This window comes from Neorhizobium huautlense (assembly GCF_030811685.1).
Taxonomy (GTDB): domain Bacteria; phylum Pseudomonadota; class Alphaproteobacteria; order Rhizobiales; family Rhizobiaceae; genus Neorhizobium; species Neorhizobium huautlense_A.
Window position 1 is genome coordinate 1 of the sequence record NZ_JAUSRF010000023.1, and the last position, 17,077, is coordinate 17,077.

The window sequence follows — 17,077 nt, forward strand, 5'->3', positions numbered from 1 at the left end:
CGACATCGATCCGCAGGCGTGGTTGGCCGACGTCCTTGCCCGCATCGCAGACACGCCGATGACCAGACTGGAGCAACTGTTTCCGTGGAATTGGATACCGCCGACCGTCAACGCTCAAGCGGCATGATCTGCGGTCTTCACCGTAGGCTTACCCTCTCCCCCGCCCGATCTTCCTGAAAAGCCCGCAAAGAAAAAGCGCCGTTCCCGAGGGAGACGGCGCTTTGATTGGGGGTCGATCAGCCTGCAATCACGGCACGAGGAACCGTTTTTGGCATGCCTGCCGATCGACCGACCCCACGACCCAGGAGATGCGGCGGACCTGAGCATCATGGGGTATCGTGTTCCGCAAGGAACATCTGCTTGTTGATAGCAAACTCGCTCAAATTCCCCGGAAAAGCAACATAATCTTAACAAGCGGTGCATTTTTGCACCGCTATGGTTAAAAATGACGCGCCTACCCTGCCGCTCACGCGAGTTTTACATCAGCAAGAAACCATACCGCCCTAGCATCGACCGTTTCAATTCAACAATTTAGCGCTGCTAGGAATAAAAGCACTCGTTAATATGAAATCTTTAGCAAGTACAAATTAACACAATACGTCTGCTACAAGTGTCATTTTTCGCAGAAATCAACTCAAATGCGACTATGTGGCAGATTTTTACTGCGACTTAATCTTCAAGATTACGCTGGTCACTCGAGTAATCAAGTTCCCGCCAACAGCCTGTGAACAACCCGCAGACAGGCACACAATCAAGGTTTCCGCTGCTTCCCGCGCGGAGCCGAGAGGTAACCGATTCGATTCCTCAGGCCGCAAAAGCCACGACGCGGTTGCGACCGCCATTCTTGGCTTCGTAAAGCGCCCGATCCGCCTGCTTCAACAACTGGTCTGGCGTTTCCACGCCCGGCTCGTTGCCTGCTATGCCGAGCGATGCCGTCACGGTCAGATTTATGCCGAGGCTGCGGATATGGAACGGCTGCGTTTCGACCATCGCCCGCAGGCGCTCGGCGATCACCGCCGCCTGGCCTGCATCGGTATCCGGCATGACGACCACGAATTCCTCACCGCCATAACGGCAGGCCAGATCGGCACCACGCACGGTGGAGCGAATGCGCGACGCGAATTCCTTCAGCACCTCGTCGCCGACATCGTGACCATAGGTGTCGTTCACCTGCTTGAAGCGATCGATGTCGACAAGGCAGAGCGACAGCGAGCGTCCACGCGCAGCGGCGCGGTTGAACAACGTCTTCAGGTGATTGTCGAGATAACGACGGTTCTGCAGACCCGTCAGGCCATCCGTGACGGCAAGTTCGATGGTTTCGCGCACGCTGGAGCGCAGGCGATCATTGTAGCGCTTGCGCTTGATCTGCGTCAGCGTTCGCGCCACCAGTTCGTTCGGATCGATCGGGCGGACGATATAGTCGTTCACACCGAGATCGAGAGCGCGCACGATGAGATCTTCATCGCCGAGATCGGTCACCAGCAGCAGCGGAATGAAGCGGGTGCGCTCCAGCGAGCGCAGCTGCGAACAAAGGCGCAGCGGATCGTATTCGCCGGAATTGCCGTTGACGATGACGAGATCGATCGGATTTTCGGCCGCCTCGAACAATGCTGCCTGCGGGTCGGACATGGCCGTCACCTCACCCACCGGCTTCAAGGCCTTGATGATGCGTTCCTGCGAACTGGCGCGGCTGTCGACCAGGAGGATCTGTCCCGCTTCCTCACGCCCCTCGCCTTTCAGCATGTCTTCCATGCCGATCGTGCGGGCAGTTTCGGAGCGGATGCGCAATTCATCGCTCAGCGTCTTCAGACGCACGAGGCTTTTTACGCGGGAAATCAGCTGCAAGTCGTTGACCGGCTTGGTCAGAAAATCGTCGGCGCCGGCTTTCAGGCCGCGGACGCGGTCGGATGGCTGATCGAGCGCCGTCACCATGACGACCGGAATATGGGCCGTGCGCGGGTTGGCCTTCAGGCGCTCGCAGACCTCGAAACCGCTCATGCCGGGCATCATGATATCGAGAAGAATGAGATCGACACTGGTGCTTTCGACGATGGCGAGCGCCTTCGGGCCGTCATCGGCGGTCAAAACGTCAAAATATTCCGCCAGAAGCCGCGCTTCCAGCAGCTTCACGTTGGCGGGGATGTCGTCGACAACAAGAATGCGCGCCGTCATGGCTAATTTCCCGAACTTTAGGCGTCGCCCAGATAGGTCTTGATGGTTTCGATGAATTTCGGAACCGAGATGGGTTTCGATACATAGGCCTCGCAGCCGCCTTGTCTAATCCGTTCCTCGTCACCCTTCATCGCAAAAGCGGTTACAGCGATAACCGGGATGACATGCAGCTCGTCATCTTCCTTCAGCCACTTGGTCACTTCCAGACCGGAGACTTCCGGCAGCTGGATATCCATGAGAATGAGGTCCGGACGGTGCTTTCGCGCGAGATCCAGCGCTTCCATACCGTTGCGTGTCTGGATGGTCGCATAGCCTGAAGCCTCGATCAGGTCGCGAAAGAGCTTCATGTTCAGCTCGTTGTCTTCGACGATCATAACCTGCTTGGCCATTTATGAACGGTCCTTATTGCGCACGGAAAGTTGGCCGGGAACGGCCGGTTCCGGTCTTGTAACGATATCGCGAAGATATAAGTTCACCCCACGACCGATTCCAAAAACTCTTGTTCGTTTCAGTCTAGAGTAATTTGTTTGAATAAAAGGTAACTTGAGAGCATGCGAGGACCGCTTGAGCCGCGTCAGAAAGACAAAGCGGCAGCCGTCGACCCCGAAGAAACCGCCGTTACCCTGCTGGGCTGGCTGGCCAGCGAGCCGGACATGATGAGCCGATTTCTGGCGCTGTCCGGCATTCAGGCCCCGCAATTGCGACAGGCGATCAACGATCCCGGCTTTCTCGCCGGCATGCTGGATTTCGTCATGGCGCACGAACCATCGCTGATGGCCTTTTGCGAAACGACCAATACCCGGCCGGAAACGGTGGTGGCCGCATGGCATCATTATTCCGGCCCGGCGATGGATTGAGGTGAATGCGGCATGAAAACCGGCTCGAACGATATTCTCGATATTTCGCATGTCGTCGTCACCGACCGGCCGCTTGTCGTCTGCGATGTCGATGACGTCGTGCTGCATTTCACCGATCCGTTTCGGGAATTCCTGCTCAGCCAGAACCACGAATTCCTGCCGCGTTCCTTCGACCTGATCGGCAATATCGTCGCCAGCGATACGCGGCTGGAAGTCGATACCGCCGGTGTCTATCGCCTGATCGGCGCATTTTTCGAGGCGCAGGAAAGCTGGCAGCTTCCTATCGAGGAAGTGGTACAGACGCTGGAAGCGCTGTCTGTCGATGCTGACGTGGTTTTCCTCACCGCCATGCCGCCGCTCTATAGCCAGCAGCGTCGCCGCCTTCTCGACAGGCTGGGTCTTACCTTCCCGCTGATCGCGAGCGTGGAACCGAAGGGGCCGATCATGCGGCAGCTGAATGGCGAACGCATCCTTCCGACCACCTTTATCGATGACATGGCGCACAATCTGCATTCGGTGCGCCAGCACATGCCGGACAGCCTGCTCATTCACATGATGCCCGACAGTCCGTTGCACCTGATGGCGCCGAAACCACAGGACGATATCGTTCGTGCCCGCGACTGGCGGCACGCGGAAGAACTGATCCGCGCACACTGGCGGCCGCTCTGAGCCTTGGCTGAACGCAATCCGTGGACAGGTCTGGAAGTCGTGCATGCCTGCTTCCTTACCGCTTGAGAGTTGCGATCTTACGGCCTAATGTCGACTTGTTCAACATTTGTTCCGAAGATGGCAGACGAACGCGATACGATCGACAGACCCGGGTCATTTTGCAGAGACTGCCTGACGGAACAACCGGAGGGCCGCACCCGCTGCCGTGCCTGCGGCAGCCCTCGCCTTTTGCGCCACAAGGAGCTTTACGGGCTCACACTCGCGCATATCGATTGCGACGCCTTTTATGCCAGCATCGAAAAACGCGACGACCCGAGCCTTGCCGACAAGCCCGTCATAATCGGCGGCGGCAAGCGTGGTGTCGTGTCCACCGCGTGCTACATTGCCCGCATCAGCGGTGTGCGTTCCGCCATGCCGATGTTCAAGGCGCTGGAAGCCTGCCCGGATGCGGTGGTGATCAGGCCCAACATGGAAAAATACGTGACCGTTGGCCGACAGATGCGCGCTATGATGCAGGACCTGACGCCGCTCGTGCAGCCGCTTTCCATCGATGAGGCCTTTCTGGAACTGGCCGGCACCGAACGCCTGCATCGCGATCCGCCGGCCCGCACGCTGGCGCGCTTTGTCAAACGGGTGGAAAGCGAGCTCGGCATCTCCATTTCCGTCGGTCTTTCCTACTGCAAGTTTCTGGCCAAGGTCGCCTCCGACCTGCAGAAGCCACGCGGTTTTTCGGTGATCGGCAAGGCGGAAGCGCTAGACTTCCTCGCACCCCGCCCCGTCACCACCATCTGGGGCGTCGGCAAAGCCTTTAACGCCTCGCTGGAAGCCGATGGCATCCGCACCATCGGGCAATTGCAGGCCATGGCCGAAGGCGACCTGATGCGCCGTTATGGCGTGATGGGCCAGCGGCTTTTTCGCCTTTCGCGCGGCATCGATGACCGCACCGTGCATCTCAATGAGGCGGCCAAGAGCGTGTCGGCGGAAACGACCTTTTTTGACGACATTTCCAGCCATGACCAGTTAGTGCCCATCTTGCGTGGTCTTTCGGAAAAGGTTTCGACGCGTCTGAAGAAGCATGACATTGCCGGGCATACTGTTGTCTTGAAAATGAAGACCTCGGACTTCAAGAGCCGCACCCGCAACCGGCGGCTGGAAGACCCGACACAGCTGGCCGACCGGATTTTTCGCACCGGCCTGCAACTGATGGAGCGGGAGACGGACGGCACGAAATTCCGCCTGCTCGGCATCGGCGTGACCGATCTCGAAGACAGTTCCCGCGCCGACCCGCCCGACCTCGTGGACCGGCAGGCGACCCGTCGCGCGCAGGCGGAAGCGGCGATCGACAAGCTGCGCGACAAATTCGGCAAGGGTGCCGTCGAGACCGGTTACACCTTTGGCGGCAAGGACCGAAAACGCTGATTTCGTCGGTAGTGACCTCACCTCAACGTGAGCCAATCGTGTTGCGAGACGACAATTTTCCGCAGCCCGGTCAAACCTTTCTTAAGCATGCCGAGATAGACTATGAGCCTGTATTGCGTATGAGGTTTCCATGTACCGGCTTGCGGCCTTCGGCCTTGCATTGATGTCCACCTGCGTACTGGCCGGAACGGCCGTCGCAGAAAACGCACGAACCCTGCAGATCATCGTTTCCAAGGACAAACAGTCGCTTGTCGTCTATGATGGCGACACGGTCCTGTCGACGTCAAAGGTGTCGACAGGCAAGGAAGGCCACGATACGCCGACCGGTATCTTTTCCATTCTTGACAAGAAAAAATACCACGAATCCAACATCTACTCCAACGCGCCGATGCCGTGGATGCAGCGCCTGACATGGTCGGGCATCGCGTTGCATGAATCCAGCAGCGTGCCGAACTATCCGGCCTCGCACGGCTGCGTGCGCCTGCCGGCAAAATTCGCGCAATCGCTTTACGGCCAGACCGAACGTGGCATGCATGTGGTGATCACCGACGCACAGGTGACGCCGGTTATGTTGCATGACGCAAAGCTGTTTTCACCCAAAAAGCCGGTGCCGGCCAACCTGATGTCCGACGTGCCGCTGCGCGCCGACAATTTTGCCCGCACGACCAAGCAGCTTGAGGTCGCCATGAATATGGCCCCCGCCTCGCCCTTGCTGACCATACCGAAAAAGGCAGAGGCCGCGACCCCGGAAGCGGCCCCATTGCGCATTCTCATCACCCGTCGCGGCGAACGCGAACAGGTGGCCGATGTGCAGGAAATGCTCAACGACCTCGGCTTCGATGCCGGTTCGCATGACGGTTTTGTCGGGCCGATGACGCGCTCCGCCGTCGAGGGTTTCAAACGCTGGAAAGGGCTGGAGGCCAAGGGCTTTCTGACCGACGAATTCATGACGGCGCTTTATGCGACCAGCGGAAAACCGAAGGCGCCGGCGGGACAGCTGATGATCCGCCAGGGTTTCAAGCCGATCCTGTCGGTTCCGGTCGGCATCAAGGACCCGGAAACGGCGCTCGGCACACATCTCTTCACCGCCACCGCCTTCGACCGCGCGGAAGGAACCGCCGGCTGGCAGGCGCTGACCTTGCCGAACCGTCTGCCTGAAGCGATGATGAAGCGGCTCGGCATTACCAATAGCGATGCGGGTTTCACCACGACCGAGACGGCCGCACAGCAGGCCTTTGACCGCATCGAGATTTCCGCCGACCTGCGCGACCGCATCGAGACCATGCTGACGAGCGGCAGCTCGATCACCATCAACGATCAGGGCATCGGCCAGGACACCGGCGACGGCACCGATTTCATCACCATCACCCGCTCTACGCCGGAACGGGCGGAGGCGCAGACGGTTTCGGCCAAACCTCGTGCGGAAAAGCCGGCGCGAAAAGTGCGGGCGGTGCCGCTGGGCGTGGGACTTTACTGAGACTTGCTACGCATTCAATAATTTCGAAGGGGCCGTTCAACCGGCCACTTTTCGTTAGACCAGTTCCACATCCAGCACACCGGGTGCGGCTCTCAGTGCCGCCGCGATCTCCGGCGACAGGCGGTAGCGGTCGTTGAGTGAGACCTCGATCTCGCGGCGGCCATCGTCCTTGATGACGACAAACGAGACCTGGCCGTCACCACGGCCGTTCAGGTGTTTGGCGACGATTTTCATGGGGCTGGCATCGCGGACAAAGATGCGCAGCGCCTTCTGCATGCGTACCGACTGTTCCTCCAGCGACTGGACGTTCTGGATACGCAGGCCGATGCCTTCCGGGCGTTCGTCCGCCTGCACGATGATGACCAGCGATTTGCCGGGCTCCAGCATGTCGCGGTATTGCGCCAGGGCTTCGGAAAACAGGATGGCTTCGTAACCGCCCGAGGAATCGGAGAAGGTGACGATGCCCATCTTGTTGCCGGTTCGCGTCTTGCGCTCCTGACGGCTGGTGACAGTGCCGGCGAGACGCCCGGCGCTTGCACCCTTTTTCACGGCGGCGGAAAAATCCGCAAAGGTCTGCACACGTAGTTTGGCAAGCGTTTCCTTATAGCTGTCGAGCGGATGGGCCGAGAGATAAAAGCCGAGGACCTGATATTCCTTCATCAGCTTTTCGGAAGGCGTCCACGGATCGAAGCTCGGCATGACGATCTTTTCAGGACCGCCGCCGCTGCCACCGCCCGAGCCGAAAATGTCGAACTGGCCGCTCGTCTTGTTTTCGGCGGCGCGCTGGGCGTAACCGATGATGCGGTCCATGCCCGTCACCAGAGCTGCGCGGTCGATGCCGAAACAATCGAAGGCGCCGGCAAAGATCAGGCTTTCCAGAACACGTCGGTTGACCTGTTTCGGATCGATGCGCAGGCAGAAATCTTCCAGGCTTTCGAAAGGCTTGTCGCCGCGGACTTCGGCAATGTGATCGACCGCGCCTTCGCCGACGCCCTTGATGGCCGCGAGCGAATAATAGATGCGCATGTCGCCGGTTTCGAACTTGCGGAACGAGGTCTGCACCGATGGAGCATGAACCTTGATACCAAGACGGTTGGCATCCTGTCTGAAATCGTTGAGCTTTTCCGTGTTGGCCATATCGTAGGTCATCGACGCGGCCAGAAACTCGACCGGGTAATGCGCCTTCATATAGGCCGTCTGGTAGGACACGATGGCGTAGGCCGCCGCGTGTGACTTGTTGAACCCGTAGTTGGCGAATTTGGCCAAAAGTTCAAAGATGTTTTTCGCCTGCGGTTTCGACACGCCGTTCTTCACGGCACCATCGACAAAACGCTCGCTCTGCTGGTCCATCTCCGCCTTGATCTTCTTACCCATGGCGCGGCGCAGAAGGTCGGCTTCGCCGAGCGAATAACCCGACAGGACCTGCGCGATCTGCATGACCTGTTCCTGGTAGACGATAACGCCCTGCGTTTCCTTCAGCAGGTAATCGATGGACGGATGGACGGACTCGATCTCCTCCTCGCCATGCTTGCGGGCATTGTAGGTGGGGATGTTTTCCATCGGGCCCGGACGATACAACGCCACGAGCGCGATAATGTCCTCGATACAGTCGGGCTTCATGCCGAGCAGCGCCTTGCGCATGCCCGCACTTTCCACCTGGAACACGCCGACCGTTTCGCCGCGCGACAGCATCTCGTAGGTCAGCTTGTCATCGAGCGGGATGGTGGCGAGATCGACATGGATATCGCGCTTGCGGCAGAAATCCACCGCCGTCTTCAATACGGTCAGCGTCTTCAGGCCGAGGAAGTCGAATTTAACGAGACCGGCCTGTTCCACCCATTTCATGTTGAACTGGGTGACCGGCATATCGGATCGCGGATCGCGATACATCGGCACAAGTTTCGACAGCGGACGGTCGCCGATGACGATACCGGCCGCGTGGGTCGAGGCGTGGCGGTAAAGGCCTTCGACCTTCTGGGCGATATCGAGAAGGCGCGCGACGACCGGCTCGGCCTCGGCCTCTTCCCGCAACTTTGGTTCTTCCTCGATCGCCTTCGACAGCGGTGTCGGGTTGGCCGGGTTGTTGGGCACCAGTTTGCAGATCTTGTCGACCTGACCATAGGGCATTTCCAGCACGCGACCGACGTCACGCAAGGCGGCACGGGCCTGCAGCGAACCGAAGGTGATAATCTGTGCCACCTGCTCGCGCCCGTATTTGCGCTGCACGTAACGGATCACCTCTTCGCGGCGATCCTGGCAGAAGTCGATATCGAAGTCGGGCATCGACACGCGGTCGGGATTTAGGAAACGTTCGAACAGAAGCGAAAAACGCAGCGGATCGACGTCGGTAATGGTGAGCGCGTAGGCGACCAGCGAGCCAGCACCCGAACCACGGCCGGGGCCCACCGGGATGTTCTGGTCCTTGGCCCATTTGATGAAGTCGGCAACGATCAGGAAGTAGCCGGGGAACTTCATCTTCTCGATGACGCTCAGCTCGAAATCCAGCCGCTCGTGATAATCCTTTTCGGTATAGCCCTCGGTCATGCCGAGAAGCTTGATGCGGCTTTCCAGACCTTCGACCGCCTGTCGGCGCAGTTCCGCCGCTTCCTTGCGTTCGTCTTCTTCCGGCTGATCGCTGACGCCGGTGAAGCGCGGCAGGATCGGGTTGCGCGTTTTGAGAATATACGAGCAGCGTTTTGCGATCTCGATCGTATTTTCCAGCGCTTCCGGGATATCGGCAAACAGCTTTGCCATTTCCTCGCGGCTTTTGAGATAGTGGTCGGGCGTCAGGCGGAAACGGGTATCGTCCGACACGATGGCGCCATGGGCAACCGCCATAAGCGCATCATGGGCATCGTAGTCGTCGCGGGTCGGGAAAAACGCCTCGTTAGTGGCGACCAGCGGAATTTCGTGATCATAGGCAAGCGCGATCATCGACTTTTCATGACGGCGATCATACCGGCCATGGCGCTGCAATTCGATATAAAGCCGGTCTCCAAAAATCTCCTTCAACCGCAACAGGCGGGCGACCGCCTGCGGCCGATGGCCTTCGTTCAGCGCCATATCGACGGGGCCGGTGCTGGCACCGGTGAGTGCAATCAGACCTTCGGCGCCCATTTCCTCCAGCCATGACTGGCGGATGTGAATGCCGGCACTGCCGCCCTCGCCGCCGAGATAGGCACGGCTGACGAGATCGACGAGATTTTCATAACCGGTCTGCGTGGCTGCCAAGAGCACAATGGCCGGCAGTTTTGCCAAGCCATTGCCGCGCTTTTCATCCGTCGCATCCTCCATGTCGATCGACATCTGGCAGCCGATGATGGGCTGCAAGCCGTCACCCGATGCCTTCTGAGCGAATTCGAGCGCGACGAAGAGGTTGTTGGTATCGGTAATGGCGATCGCCGGCTGATTATCGGCGACGGCCTTGCCGAGAACCTTTTTCAGCGGCAACGCGCCTTCCAGCAGCGAATAGGCCGAATGCAGACGCAGATGCACGAATTGCGGCGTGGCGGCGCCCTGCCCGTTCGTTGCTGCGGTCACGTCTTGATGGTCTGCCATGCTGTCGCCGATGCCTTTTCGATGAATCGGCCTATTGTCCGGCTTGGGCGCGTGAGAGTCCAGTTTCGAATGCGGATCCTACCGTCATTCACAGGCCCGAATGTTCATTTTCAACACTTGGGGCGTGTATGGCCCCGGGCAGGCCCCGAGGCGGTTCTCGATGGACAGCCGCGCTTTTGCTCCGGCGGTCCGAAAAATCTTTTCACATGGCCATCATGAAAAGCGACAGGCTGGCCAGAAAGGTTGCGATCGATGCGAATGCGGCAACATCACGAAGAAGGTCGGTCATTTACTGTCTCCCGTGTTCGTTATGTTTGTATTTTGTTCTCATTTCGTACTCAGAGTCAACACAAGAACAAACAGTGAATGAAAATTCTTTTCGATTGACGTTTTGGCGCGGCTTGATGGCGCTTGCGAAGCCGTTGAGTCTCCTAATGAATTTTGGACAGAGTCGTGCCTTGGCGATCTTCGATTTTTTTGTTTTCCCGGTGCCGTTGTCTGGCATTGGGCCGGGTCATGTGGCCGGGGCACGTCCTGTGCCTCCTAATTTAATTTTATAATGGCGCACGACGTGCCCCGTTTCGGCGGTTTATGCCCGCGACTTCGGTTCCTCTGCGAAAGCCATCCCGGTGTTTCCACCGACTGGCGATCATGTGTGCCGCACAGGCACGCCCGGCGCGCTTCTTTCGGGCCTCAGAGGCATTGCGAGGTTTTAACACCCGCAACACCTCCCCCGTGTCGCCGGAGGAGAACCAGTTTCCGCGAACCCTGAGGATGGAGACTTACGTCTTTTCTCCAACACCAGCGCCGGCTCCAACTCGCCGGGACGCCTCCCGGTGTATCCACGATGGAACACGCGAAGTATCGCACAGGCCCGAAATGCGTGGATGAACTCTGACTCAAGATGTTGTTATCATTGAATCGCCCCCTCAAAACGTCCACGGGCTTTTGTCAACTTCGGGCAAAACAGAGAGTTTGTGCCGCCGATCAGACGTATGCCTTGAACCCGCCACCGAAACACGGTTAGTCACCCCATCTGCCAATGCGAGCCAAACCATGATCGATCTGCGCCACGGGCTTTTTGCCGCCGCCTCGTTTCTTTTTTCCGCCGCCCCTTCGCTCGCGGCGGAGGAGCCTTGCGAGAGGCAGGAGTTTGGCGGTGCGCATTATATCGTCTGTGCGGTGGAAGCGAAGGATGCACGGTTAAAGCTGCTCTGGCAGAAGCCGAATGGGTCACCCTATCGCTGGTTCGGCACACTGGCGGACGCCACGAAGACGCAAGGCAAGTCGCTGGTGTTTGCTATGAATGCCGGCATGTATGGCACCGATTATGCGCCGATGGGGCTCTATATCGAGGCGGGAAAGGAATTGCGGCCGGCGGACCTCAAGAAGATGGACGGGCCGCAATCGAAAATTCCGAATTTTTACAAGCAGCCCAACGGCATCTTCTATTTCGGGGCTGAAGGTGCCGGTATCCTGACGACCGAGCGTTTTTTGAAAGAGCGACCGAAGGCGGAGTTCGCCACGCAATCCGGCCCGATGCTTGTCGTGGCTGACAAGCTGAACCCGATCTTCATCGACGGATCAAGCGACCGCACGCGGCGCAGCGGCGTCGGTGTTTGTGACGGAGGCGGCATGCGGTTCGTCATCAGTGAGGACGATGTCAACTTTTTCGACTTCGGCACGCTCTTCCAGACGCATCTGAAATGCCCGGATGCGCTGTTTCTCGATGGCGGCCAGGGGGCGGGATTTTTCAATCCCGCCCTCAAACGCGCCGACTGGTCATGGCATGGCGGTTATGGACCGATGATCGGCTTTGTCGAGTGACTACGCCCGCTTGAGGGTGATCACCGTCAGTTCCGACGGCACGCCGAGGCGCAGCGCAAAACCGATCCACAAAGCCGTGCCATTGTTGACGTAAAGCTGCATGTCACCCACCTGATAGAGACCGGACACGAAACCGTTGTTGAAACGGGCAACGAGCTGGTCAAAACCACGGATCATGCCGCCATGTGTGTGGCCGGAAAGCTGCAGATCGGCACCGGCTGCGGCCGATACACGGGCATTGCGCGGCTGGTGGTCGAGCAGGATGACGGGCGCACCCTGCGGCGCGCCGGCAAGCGCCTTTGTCACATCCGGGCCTTCCCGTTCGAAACGGGTGGCGTTTATATCATTGACGCCGGCAAGTGTGAGCTTTCCTTCACCGCGGGACAGGACCACGTGACCGTTGGAAATGGTGGTGAGACCAAGCTCCTGGTATTTGTGCATCCAGTCGTCATGGCCAAAGTAATATTCGTGATTGCCGGGAATGGTGAAGACGCCATCCTTTGCCCGCAGCCTGGCGAGCGGGGCGATATCCTTTTCGCGGGCCTGCAGCGTGCCGTCGATGAGATCGCCGGTCAGCACGATGAGATCGGCATTCTGGGCATTGGCGAGCGCCACGGTCTGTTCCGCCCAGGGGGCTTCGAACAGGCGGCTCAGGTGCAGGTCCGTCAGCTGGATCATGCGGTAACCATCGAATTCGGCAGGCAGATCCTTGATGCGGATTTCCATTTCCTTGACCGGCGGCACACGGATGGCCTGGCTGACGGCAAAGGCTGAGGTGGAGAGCGCGATGACACCGACGGCATATCGGAGGGCGACCGGAACACGGATGGTGCGGCGGCGGATGGCGGCGGTGATGACCGAGACGATATCGATCGTCAGCTGCAGGATGGCAAGGAAGAGGATGGAGCCGGCCAGCCAGTTGACGGCGATCATGATGGTGCGCGGCACTTCCGGGGAGAACATCGTGCCGAAAACGATATGGCTGATATAGCTGTGCTGAAACACCACCATCAGCGTGATGGCGATCAGCGCCCTGATCCATTTCGGCCAGGGCATGGGCCAGAGAAAACGGACAACGACGTAAAGGCAGAAAAGAGCTTTGAAGAGATGAAACACGGCGAAAGAACTCGAGGCGGGATCGGACGCCATACCTCGGTGAGTTTGCCTTTCATATCAAGGTTCTGACGGGATTTTGATCGACAGATGGTGATCGATTCCGCCTGCGCGTTGCCGATGCCTCCCCGATTTCAACCGGGGGAGGAAGCCCCGGATGACGGACAGGGCCTGCGGCAGGCGATCTGCGTGGTCACCAGATCAATGCGTGGCGCCGGAACATTGCTGGGTAAAATTACCCAATCTGAATATCTGATACGGTATCCAGATATGCGAACCCATAAAAATCGATGGGATTGGCCGAAAAACGACAAAGCCTCCCTTGCCGGGAAGCAAATTTGCGAAAGATCATGCTCAGACTGATTTGCAAAAGGACGATTTAAACGGGACATTTGAGAGGGGGAAAGGTGATGGGAGACACCTATTCGTTCAACAACAAGCCGCATTACGGCTACTTCACCTGGGATATCGCCAGGGACGAGATCTGGGGCGACGCCACGTTTGCGGAAAATATCGGTATCGACGCCGATACCGCCAATGAAGGTTTTTCGGTGCTTCGCTTCATGGAACTGGTGCATCCTGACGATCAGGAGCATGTGGCGGCAGCCACCCGCATGGCAGTGCTGACCGGCCAGCCTTTCATGATCATCAACCGCATCTGCCGTGGCGACGATATCGTCACGGTCCGCGCCCGTGGCTCCTGCTTTCGTTTTCGCGATGGGCTGGCCAGCATGACGACCGGCACACAGGAGATATTACAGGTGGAGCGGCTTCGTCCCGCAGCTGCCAACGAGCACGCAGCGGTCAAGAATAGCGGGGCATCGGCTCATCACGCCCGGAGGCGGCGCGTCAAGTCCCTCGAACCGCAGACTTGAGAGCACACGATCTGCAGGGCATTCAGAATTTTCCGGCGCAGGTCGTCGGCACGGAAACAAAGCGAAATCGACATGGCACCGAGATGCTGGTGGCCCGGACGATACCGGGCCGTTTTACTATTATTTCCGCGCCCTTACAGCGCGTTCTTGCGAATAACCTCGCTCAGCCAGTGATACGACGCTTTCGGAATGCGCTGCAGCGTCGGGTAGTCGACGTAAACGAGGCCAAACCGTTTGGAAAAACCCCTGCCCCATTCGAAATTGTCCATCAACGACCAGGCGAAATACCCCCGGATATCGTGCCCCTCTTCCAGCGCATCGAGCAGGACATTCAGATATCCTTCGAAATAGGCGATGCGGTCCTTGTCGATCACCTTTCGGTCGGGGCCCAGCGCATCCGGGTAGGAGGCGCCGTTTTCGGTGATGTAGATCGTCGGTTTGTTATAGCGCTCGCTGGTGTCGCGGATCTGTTCCAGAAACGCCTGCGGATCGACCACCCAGTTAACGTCGGTCAGCGGGCCCATGCCTGTCGGCGGGGCGGTTTCGGCGATGCCGAACGTGGTGTTCCTGTTCGGGCCGACAAAGACCGGATTGTAATGGTTGAGGCCGAAGAAATCCATTTTCTGGCTGATATCGGCCATGTCGTCGCCGAGAATCAGCGGTTCCATTTCCTTGGCGATCGGCTCGGGATAGGTGCCGAGCCAGAGCGGATCGACGGTGACGCGGCGCCACAGGCAATCGCCCAGAATGCGGGCCTCCTCATGGGCGGCATCATCATAATGCGGGCGTACCGGGCCGAGCGACACGATGTTGCCGACCTGCGCGTCCGGTGCTTCGGCGCGCACGGCCTTGACTGAATAGCCGTGAGCGAGATTGAGCGTGTGGATGGCTTTCAAACTGTCCTCATAGGACTGTTTGCCCGGCGCGTGACGGCCGACATTGTAAGCCACCCACGGAATGACATTGGGTTCGTTGATCGGCGCGAACCGTTTGACGCGATCGCCGAAATGGCGGGCGATGGTGGCGGCGTAATCGGCAAAGATTTTTGGCGTCTCACGGGAGCGCCAGCCGCCCTTTTCCTCCACCGCCACCGGCATGTCCCAGTGATGCAGGCAGATCCACGGCTCGATGCCTTCATGCAGGAGAAGGTCGATGACGCGGTCGTAAAAATCCAGTCCGCGCTGGTTCACCTGACCCGAGCCTTCCGGGAAGATGCGCGGCCATGCGGTCGACAGGCGATAGGCACCGACGCCGAGGCCACTCATCAGGCCGATATCCTCCGGGTAACGGTGGTAATGATCGCAGGCAACGTCGGCGGTTTCGCCGTTGGTGGTGCGGCCGGGCGTGTGGGCGTAAACGTCCCAGACGCTTCTGCCACGGCCATCCTTGTTGACGGCGCCTTCGGTCTGGAAGGCGGAGGCGGCAACGCCCCAGAGAAAGTCCTTGGGAAAAGAACGCGTCATGACGGGTGCTCGTTATCGGTCAATGATGATTTGGGGATGATGCTTTTGGGCATGCCCCGCGGGAGGCGCGGGACATGCGGGATGTCAGGCGGTGGCAACGGGATCAGTTGGCCGTGCTGACATTCCAGAAGAACGGCCAGGGCGACGGCTGAAAATCCTTCAGCGTCTTCTTCTTGGAGCCGAGTGCATTGAAATCACCGACCTTGTAGACCGGGGCTTCTTCGTAAAAGGTCTTCTGGATTTCCGCCCAGAGTGCCTTGCGTTTTTCCTGATCCGGCTCGGCGATGAAGGGTTCGACGGCTGCCGTCTTGCCCGGTGTTGCCCACCAGCCGGGATAGCTGTCGGACATCCAGCCGTTGAGGATCGGCTCCGGCGGGAACGGGCCGTGGGTGATAAAGATATCCCACAGCTTTGGATCGGCGCGGCGGGTGGTGAGTGTCGCCCAGTCGAAGACGCCGAGATCGACCTTGAAGCCGGCGGCCTTCAGATATTCGGCGGCGACCTGCGCCATCTTGTAGTGGAATTCATACTGGCGGCTGGTGAGGATGCGGATCGGCTTTTCGCCGTCATACCCGGCTTCCTTGGCCATGGAGGCTGCGGTTTCCGGATCGCCATTGCCGTAACGCTCAATGCCCTCTTCCGTGTGCCAGACATACCCTTCCGGATAAAGTGCGCCATTAACCGCGAAAAATTCCGGATTGCCAAAGGCGGCGAGCAACATATCTTCGGGATTGAGTGCCGCCTGGATGGCGTGGCGCATTTCCTTGTTCGCCAGCACCCCTTCCTTGGTGTTCATCACGAAAACCGGCGCGCCATAAGGCTTTAGCACCACCGGTTCGGAAGCATCCGAGCCTTTCAGGCGGTCAAACGTTTCAGGCGCCAGCGAGTCGGCATAATCGAACTGGCCGGAAATCGCGCCTTCGAGGCGGGTGTTGGCATCGGGCACCGGCACGAAGCGGATCTCATCGAGGATCGCCTTGCGGGCGCCGCCAAAACCGTTGGCCGCTTCCGAGCGCGGCTGATAGCCGTCAAAACGGGTGAGTTGCAGATACTGGTCGGCCTTGCGTTCTTTCAGCAGATAGGGGCCGGTTCCGATGAATTTGGTCAGCGGGTCTTCGGCAAGGTTCGCCTTCGGCATGATGACGGCAGCGGAATTGTTGAAGGCGAGCAATGACAGAAGCGGCGCATAGGGCTTGCTCAGCACGATCTGCACGGCGTCATCGCCCTTGGCGGTGATCGAGGTGAAATAGGGTGCGATCTGTTTGCCGCGCGAGGCTATCTTTACCCAGCGCTCGACGGAGGCGACGACATCGGCGGATGTCATGGTCGAGCCATCGTGGAATTTTATGCCCGTGCGAAGGGTGATGTCATAGGTCTTGCCGTCGGCCGATACGGTCGGCATCGCTTCGGCCAGAAGCGGCACGACATTCCATTCGGCATCGAAGGTGAACAGCGTTTCAAAGATGTGCTGCGTGGTCATGCCCACCACATCGGCGGTGGAGGCCATCGGATCGAGCGTCGGCGGCTCGCCGATCGTCGCGACATTGATGACGCCGGCCGCGAAGGATGGATTGGGGATGGCCGACAAGAACAGGAAGGGGGCAGCGAGCAAAGCGTGTCTGAGCATGAAGTTCCCTTTTTCGATAA

At 58.9% G+C, this 17,077-nt stretch carries 13 protein-coding genes; 7 read left to right on the plus strand and 6 right to left on the minus strand.

Annotation, left to right across the window (positions count from 1 at the left end; translation table 11 throughout):
* Window positions 1-127, plus strand: a 127-nt coding sequence (locus J2T09_RS24270) for a transposase domain-containing protein (protein ID WP_306839632.1), incomplete at its 5' end; no start/stop codon positions are given.
* A gap of 677 nt (window positions 128-804) precedes the next feature.
* Here J2T09_RS24270 and J2T09_RS24275 read toward each other — a convergent pair.
* A complete protein-coding gene (locus J2T09_RS24275) occupies window positions 805-2,172 on the minus strand; it encodes a PleD family two-component system response regulator (protein WP_306839472.1) in 1,368 nt (455 codons plus the stop codon).
* A 17-nt stretch (window positions 2,173-2,189) separates the two neighbouring features.
* A complete protein-coding gene (locus J2T09_RS24280) occupies window positions 2,190-2,561 on the minus strand; it encodes a response regulator (protein WP_306839474.1) in 372 nt (123 codons plus the stop codon).
* 162 nt (window positions 2,562-2,723) lie between these two features.
* Between J2T09_RS24280 and J2T09_RS24285 the strand changes: the two genes are divergently transcribed.
* From J2T09_RS24285 to J2T09_RS24300, 4 genes are all read left to right on the plus strand, one after another.
* Complete coding sequence (locus J2T09_RS24285) at window positions 2,724-3,029, plus strand: DUF3572 domain-containing protein (RefSeq protein WP_306839476.1); 306 nt, start codon at window positions 2,724-2,726, stop codon at window positions 3,027-3,029.
* A gap of 12 nt (window positions 3,030-3,041) precedes the next feature.
* The gene (locus J2T09_RS24290; RefSeq protein ID WP_306839478.1) at window positions 3,042-3,698 is read left to right on the plus strand and encodes a hypothetical protein; all 657 of its coding nucleotides are present in this window, start codon (window positions 3,042-3,044) and stop codon (window positions 3,696-3,698) included.
* Between the two features lie 117 nt (window positions 3,699-3,815).
* Window positions 3,816-5,117, plus strand: coding sequence for a DNA polymerase IV (locus J2T09_RS24295; protein WP_306839480.1), 1,302 nt, complete (start codon window positions 3,816-3,818; stop codon window positions 5,115-5,117).
* Window positions 5,118-5,247: 130 nt separating this feature from the next.
* Entirely contained in the window at window positions 5,248-6,594 is a 1,347-nt protein-coding gene (locus J2T09_RS24300) for a L,D-transpeptidase family protein (RefSeq protein WP_306839483.1), read from the plus strand.
* Window positions 6,595-6,648: 54 nt separating this feature from the next.
* On the opposite strand, the gene dnaE is transcribed toward J2T09_RS24300, so the two are convergent.
* Window positions 6,649-10,152, minus strand: a complete 3,504-nt coding sequence (gene dnaE, locus J2T09_RS24305; RefSeq protein ID WP_306839486.1) for a DNA polymerase III subunit alpha — start codon at window positions 10,150-10,152, stop codon at window positions 6,649-6,651.
* Window positions 10,153-11,208: 1,056 nt separating this feature from the next.
* Between dnaE and J2T09_RS24310 the strand changes: the two genes are divergently transcribed.
* Window positions 11,209-11,979: a phosphodiester glycosidase family protein gene (locus tag J2T09_RS24310; protein WP_306839488.1), complete on the plus strand. Its 771-nt coding sequence runs from the start codon at window positions 11,209-11,211 to the stop codon at window positions 11,977-11,979.
* Here the strand turns inward: J2T09_RS24310 and J2T09_RS24315 are convergent, their stop codons facing one another.
* On the minus strand, window positions 11,980-13,095 hold the full coding sequence (locus J2T09_RS24315; protein WP_306839490.1) for a metallophosphoesterase: 1,116 nt from the start codon (window positions 13,093-13,095) through the stop codon (window positions 11,980-11,982).
* 407 nt (window positions 13,096-13,502) lie between these two features.
* Between J2T09_RS24315 and J2T09_RS24320 the strand changes: the two genes are divergently transcribed.
* Window positions 13,503-13,967: a PAS domain-containing protein gene (locus tag J2T09_RS24320; protein WP_306839492.1), complete on the plus strand. Its 465-nt coding sequence runs from the start codon at window positions 13,503-13,505 to the stop codon at window positions 13,965-13,967.
* Window positions 13,968-14,101: 134 nt separating this feature from the next.
* Here J2T09_RS24320 and J2T09_RS24325 read toward each other — a convergent pair whose 3' ends face one another.
* Together J2T09_RS24325 and J2T09_RS24330 are read right to left on the minus strand one after the other, a co-directional pair.
* On the minus strand, window positions 14,102-15,430 hold the full coding sequence (locus J2T09_RS24325) for a GH1 family beta-glucosidase (protein ID WP_306839494.1): 1,329 nt from the start codon (window positions 15,428-15,430) through the stop codon (window positions 14,102-14,104).
* 103 nt (window positions 15,431-15,533) lie between these two features.
* The gene (locus J2T09_RS24330; protein WP_306839496.1) at window positions 15,534-17,057 is read right to left on the minus strand and encodes an ABC transporter substrate-binding protein; all 1,524 of its coding nucleotides are present in this window, start codon (window positions 17,055-17,057) and stop codon (window positions 15,534-15,536) included.
* Between the last annotated feature and the right edge of the window lie 20 nt (window positions 17,058-17,077).

Bases quoted from the DNA above. Each gene is read 5' to 3' on its own strand.
- J2T09_RS24280 (WP_306839474.1), bottom strand. From the start codon at position 2,561: ATGGCCAAGCAGGTTATGATCGTCGAAGACAACGAGCTGAACATGAAG.
- dnaE (WP_306839486.1), bottom strand. From the start codon at position 10,152: ATGGCAGACCATCAAGACGTGACCGCAGCAACGAACGGGCAGGGCGCC.
- J2T09_RS24310 (WP_306839488.1), top strand. From the start codon at position 11,209: ATGATCGATCTGCGCCACGGGCTTTTTGCCGCCGCCTCGTTTCTTTTT.
- J2T09_RS24325 (WP_306839494.1), bottom strand. From the start codon at position 15,430: ATGACGCGTTCTTTTCCCAAGGACTTTCTCTGGGGCGTTGCCGCCTCC.
- J2T09_RS24320 (WP_306839492.1), top strand. From the start codon at position 13,503: ATGGGAGACACCTATTCGTTCAACAACAAGCCGCATTACGGCTACTTC.
- J2T09_RS24285 (WP_306839476.1), top strand. From the start codon at position 2,724: ATGCGAGGACCGCTTGAGCCGCGTCAGAAAGACAAAGCGGCAGCCGTC.
- J2T09_RS24300 (WP_306839483.1), top strand. From the start codon at position 5,248: ATGTACCGGCTTGCGGCCTTCGGCCTTGCATTGATGTCCACCTGCGTA.
- J2T09_RS24275 (WP_306839472.1), bottom strand. From the start codon at position 2,172: ATGACGGCGCGCATTCTTGTTGTCGACGACATCCCCGCCAACGTGAAG.
- J2T09_RS24290 (WP_306839478.1), top strand. From the start codon at position 3,042: ATGAAAACCGGCTCGAACGATATTCTCGATATTTCGCATGTCGTCGTC.
- J2T09_RS24295 (WP_306839480.1), top strand. From the start codon at position 3,816: ATGGCAGACGAACGCGATACGATCGACAGACCCGGGTCATTTTGCAGA.
- J2T09_RS24330 (WP_306839496.1), bottom strand. From the start codon at position 17,057: ATGCTCAGACACGCTTTGCTCGCTGCCCCCTTCCTGTTCTTGTCGGCC.